We start from the raw sequence: 4,810 nt of genomic DNA on the forward strand, positions 1-4,810 counted from the left end.
CTTTGAAAACACCATCCGTTCCGCAACAGCCTTCCTCTACGCTGCCGCCGCCCTCGTTATCCTCCGACGCCTCGCTCGTTACGCTTGAGATTCAAGACGGGCTCTGAGGCGACCAACCCGGCGGCGGTCTCGGCCCGATAGACCGATTTGATATCATTCTCTTCTCTCTCGACCCAATAGTTCCGTCAGAGACGCGATTGCCTTTGTCATCTCAAGCACTTCCTGCTCGCGCAACTGGTCAAGTTTGTGGTGGAGCAGCTCAATTTCGAGTTCAGCTTTGATGTTAATCCGGTAGTCGGTCTCTGCTGCCCTCCGATCAATATCCTGCTGACGATTTTGACTCATCATGATGATTGGCGCCGCGTAAGCGGCCTGAAACGACAGCGCGAGATTAAGGAGGATAAATGGGTAAGGATCCCAAGACTTTATGTATGCAGTTACATTTAGAACCACCCACACCGCCAATAGCACCGATTGAATAATTATAAACGTCCACGACCCCATCGTTTCCGCCACCCGATCAGCGATACGTTGGCCCACAGTGAGACCTGTCGGGTGAACTGCCTCCTCCCGGCCCGCGCGGACTTCACGGCGAAGTTGCCGCAGCTCCTTGAGCAACACCGCTTCGCTCTCGTGAATCTCGTGTTTCATGTCCATCTATCGATCCTCGTCACCATTTTGGCTATTCTTTCCAATCTTGGCTGACGGAATGCGCGACCCGTCCGTCGTTCCAAACTCACTAGACGTTTGGGATTTTCCGCTGCATCGTAAGGCATGCAAGCACAGATTATCTCGCTCTTCCTGTCAGCAATCGTCATCGGATCGCCTATTGAACCGCCAACGGCAATTGAGACTGATTTGCCGCAGATCCAAACGGTCGACACCACTAATTTTGTGTTCCGCGCGTCACATATCCGCGCGAAGGGTGACGGCTTTCGTATCGAGAGCTCGCTCTGCCGGAAGCCGAATCGGAGCGTAATGTCGGCTTCGCGCGCCCAGATTGAACAGCTTTCGGCAAATGGCGATGTGATTTCGACAATCTACGCGTATCTGCCTCGCGTTTCGCAGCGCGAAGATCAACGCTGTAGTAGTTTTGCCGCGATGCTAAAAAGGAACGATCAGCCGACAGTTCAAGTTCGCGTTTGTCTGGCTCAGCGTGGCAAGCCCTGTCGAATGTCGAGATGATCATTTTGCGACATCCTTGAGCTTAGCCGCAAAATTTTTCGTCAACGTGAAGCTTAACCGTATTCCGACGACGAGTGCAGTAGGAAGATGTCCGCCGGGGTGGAAGATGACTTGCGTGTCAGGCTGAACTGCAAGCCAATCGGTCGCATTATAACGATAGGTCAGTTCGAAAGCGGTTTCGCTGCGCCTGCCCGGATTGAACAGCACGGGATCCGGCGGCAAATTCACAATGGCTCGATTGACTGCGAATCCGAGTTGATCCTGCGGACGCCGTACGAGAGGCCCGGTGTAGACCAAGCCGCCGCCGAGATACCCGAATATTTGCTGGACAACGGGATCGCCAAGACCAATTCGCAGCCAACCCGCCAGCCCCCGTTCGCCGTCTTCCCCAGCTCGAACTAAAGGTGCTTCGGCCAGCGCATATATACCGCGCGATCGCTGATAGCGAAGCGCATGACCTTGTCCATCAAATCGATTGGTCGCTTCGAAATACGCTGAATAGGCCCATACGCCCGCTTCTAATCGGATGCCGCTATCGAAGCGTTGTTCAACTTGTCCGATGACCAATATGCCATCACTGCCCGACAACCGAATCGCAAAATCGCGTGGGTGGGATGGACTACCCGCGGTACCATCGAAAACCCCGGCGCGGACCGTCAAGCCCGTACCTTTGCGCAGATAACCGATCACTCCGAGCGCGGTCGTAGGATAAATCGAGGGTCCATTAAGACCGGAATGCCCTAGCTCTGGGCCAATGCCGTCGGAGCTGTTGAGAAATAGCGCCCCGACTTCTTGCGTGTCAAAATCCACATTCAAGTCAATAAGGCCCGCCTTCAATCCTTGCGCACCATCGTAATCGCGCGAGACCCATGCCTCATAGAGGCGCAACGCACCGACAGCTTCAACATTATCTGCTCCCTGAACATCACCGACCGCGTTCGTGCTCAGTCGACCTCCGTGCGTGAATTGAGCGCTGATTAGCGCGTTCCAACCCGCGCGATCATTTTGCGAACCATCATACGCTGCTGCAACGACAAATTTGCTGAGCCCTTTTATGGCGGGCTCCAATCCTCCAGCGACGTTGGCCATTAAGTCGGTGTTGGCTAGCCCAGTGAAGCTCCAGGGACCAGCTTCGGCAAACGGCGTCGTTGCCGGTGGAGGCTGTAATGGCGCACCTGTTGGCGCCGGGACATCTTGAGCAATCGCAGGCTTAACAGCGATTATTTGCAAGCCAAAAGCAATCGCGGCAACTGCGCATTTCACGGGCGGCTTTCGTCCTGCGGCCCTACTAATTCTTCTGCATCGAGCTTCGCTTCCATTTCTGCATGGCATTCTCTTATGGCATTAAATACCGCCTGCGGATCAGCAGCCACTGAAAACTCTTCTGCCTGTTGGTCGGTGCGATTAAGGAGCTGCGGACTGTCACGTCGGAGCTCTTCAAGGAGCTGAATAATTTTCGCGCCTTTTTGATCTCCCAAGATCGCAAGTTCAAGTGTAAGCTGTTCACGGTGGGAGACTAACTCATTCTCGCGTCTCTGAGTGATTAGGATTAAGATCGTGATATAAAGACCGAGGAGTTCGCCAAGGTCCTGCAAAGTTTGAAACGTCGCAGTGTCGAATGCGGCTCCAACACGAGCCAATCCTACATTTACTGCAATCCACAAAATAACGAACACAGTCAAAAAGGCGACAAAACGCGGTCTTCCTACAAATTGGACCGAACGTTCAACTACATGATGGATAGAAGAGGCATTGCGACGATGCTCCCTATGCAGTTCTGCGATTGCCTGCACGGTTTCTTCAACATACGCTGGAAGCTTCTGCAATGGGTCGGATTGATCGCTCAAAAAACATCCTTCGGTCTGCAACGTTCTTAAAGAATGGATAGTTACCTTGCAAAAATACGGACCTCCCGCGCGAGACCTAGACGCTGCGACCGCGAATGGGCGAACACCGACGAACAACTTTTCTCAATAAAATGTTTAATACCGCCGCTAGGCGAGATTAGGTTGTTGCCACGTTCGACTGGCTCAAATTCGCGCAAGAGCTGTAATTGTTTCCCACCCGGGCGGCATCACCGAAAAGCAACATCCTAACCTTCGTCTCCATCGTCCTAGAACCTCCCGGCCAAGAGCGGCGCTCGAGTAAATGAAGTAAGTTTTGCGATTCCCCAGGCCGGGGTCAAGGGGCATCACTGTAGGTTCAGCGCGCCTTTATCTTCTTCGCAGCATGATGATGTCCAATTGCACATCCGGCAGCAGCTCCGGCGACGCCGTGACCTTTGCCGATCATGTGCCCCGCGACTCCGCCAACCACCGCTCCCTTGAGACAGCCTTTTGCCAGAACCGGCGCGCCGGTGGCGGCTATCGAGATTGCGACGATAACAAACAACGTATTTTTCATAGTAACCTCCTCTAGTTAACATTCAGATCGTCGGACACATATCTGCCTTTGGCAAATGAATTAGGTGTCACATTGGGTCTAACATTATGCTGTTTTCCCGCGCACGCGGTGGCTCCGTACAGGCTGCCATCCCCGCACTGCCAAGCGGTCAACAGAGCATCGACTTGGTGTCAGCGGCTTTTGTAATGGCGGCAATCCTTCACGCGGACCGAGGAGGGCGCCCATCCTACCCCCGTCACCTCCGGTCTCGACGATCTCGATTGTGCGGGCGGGTCGGACGGGCTTTGCCTTGAGGCTCGATGCGCTTACTCTTTGCTCTGCTCGGGACGTAAGCTGAAGGATTTGTAGAAGCGCACTGTCGATCTCAGTGTCTCGCTCAATTCTTACAGGACACAGCGAGGCATCGGACAACACTAACCTCAGGTAGCCACATATTTGGAATCACGATGTAAGCCGCCCATGTGTTACGTGCTCATGGGCGGCTTTTTCGTCAGAGAATCGTACTTGTCGAGCTATGTGCCATGCGTTCACGTTCCATCTGCTCAGACGTAAATGCCGGCGCGGCATCGTCGAAGGCAGACCAGCCCCCGGCGCGATAGTCCTGCCCACGGCTTTGTGCATCAACAGCCTTGTTGCGTTGCAGCACCGCCTCTACCTCATTTACCTTATTATCATCGACCTTTGCGCTAACAAGTGAGCCGCCGCGCCGCACGCCTTCGGAATAAACGTGCGCCTCTTCGTCTGTATGGCCCGCATTTTTCAATGCACCGACGATGCCACCCGTTGCGGCACCTCCGACAGCCCCGATCCCGGCACCGGCTGCCGTTGCGGCAAGCCATCCGGCCGCGACAATCGGTCCCAGTCCGGGGATCGCCAAAAGGCCAAGCCCGGCGAGAAGTCCGCCGGCCCCGCCGAGCACCGCCCCCGTGGATACGCCGCGACTGACGTCGCCATGATCGTCGACCCCGCCGTGATCCTGGTGAATGTGATCCCCGTGGGCCTTGTCGGCGTTATTTGCCACTACACTTAGCTGATCGTGTGGGATGCCAAGGGCTTCCAGCTCCCGCACAGCGTTTGTCGCATCGGAATAATTGTCGAACAGTCGAGTAACGGTCTTGACGGCTTTGTTGCATAACGTCGCGAGAGCATAACCGCGCTTTTACTTGAAGATGTTATGAGAGGCGGACGGTCACCGGTGTTCCTATTTCGGAGAAGCGATTCA

At 54.7% G+C, this 4,810-nt stretch carries 6 protein-coding genes; 1 reads left to right on the forward strand and 5 read right to left on the reverse strand.

Features of this window, described 5'->3' with window-relative positions; all coding sequences use genetic code 11:
• Window positions 1-153: 153 nt before the first annotated feature.
• Complete coding sequence (locus IEV62_RS17905) at window positions 154-657, reverse strand: DUF1003 domain-containing protein (RefSeq protein WP_229733397.1); 504 nt, start codon at window positions 655-657, stop codon at window positions 154-156.
• A 117-nt stretch (window positions 658-774) separates the two neighbouring features.
• Between IEV62_RS17905 and IEV62_RS17910 the strand changes: the two genes are divergently transcribed.
• A complete protein-coding gene (locus IEV62_RS17910) occupies window positions 775-1,185 on the forward strand; it encodes a hypothetical protein (RefSeq protein WP_188449921.1) in 411 nt (136 codons plus the stop codon).
• Here IEV62_RS17910 and IEV62_RS17915 read toward each other — a convergent pair whose 3' ends face one another.
• The 4 genes from IEV62_RS17915 to IEV62_RS17930 form a co-directional block, all read right to left on the reverse strand.
• The gene (locus IEV62_RS17915; protein ID WP_188449923.1) at window positions 1,186-2,448 is read right to left on the reverse strand and encodes a carbohydrate porin; all 1,263 of its coding nucleotides are present in this window, start codon (window positions 2,446-2,448) and stop codon (window positions 1,186-1,188) included. It abuts the gene before it with no gap.
• Window positions 2,445-3,032: a DUF1003 domain-containing protein gene (locus IEV62_RS17920; protein ID WP_188449926.1), complete on the reverse strand. Its 588-nt coding sequence runs from the start codon at window positions 3,030-3,032 to the stop codon at window positions 2,445-2,447. Before IEV62_RS17920 ends, IEV62_RS17915 begins: the two co-directional genes overlap by 4 nt.
• A 355-nt stretch (window positions 3,033-3,387) precedes the next feature.
• Window positions 3,388-3,588 carry a hypothetical protein gene (locus IEV62_RS17925; protein ID WP_188449928.1) on the reverse strand — a complete coding sequence of 67 codons (201 nt, stop codon included), beginning with the start codon at window positions 3,586-3,588 and terminating at the stop codon, window positions 3,388-3,390.
• A gap of 490 nt (window positions 3,589-4,078) precedes the next feature.
• Window positions 4,079-4,657, reverse strand: a complete 579-nt coding sequence (locus IEV62_RS17930; RefSeq protein ID WP_229733399.1) for a hypothetical protein — start codon at window positions 4,655-4,657, stop codon at window positions 4,079-4,081.
• Between the last annotated feature and the right edge of the window lie 153 nt (window positions 4,658-4,810).

It is taken from the genome of Sphingomonas psychrolutea (assembly GCF_014636175.1).
Taxonomy (GTDB): domain Bacteria; phylum Pseudomonadota; class Alphaproteobacteria; order Sphingomonadales; family Sphingomonadaceae; genus Sphingomonas; species Sphingomonas psychrolutea.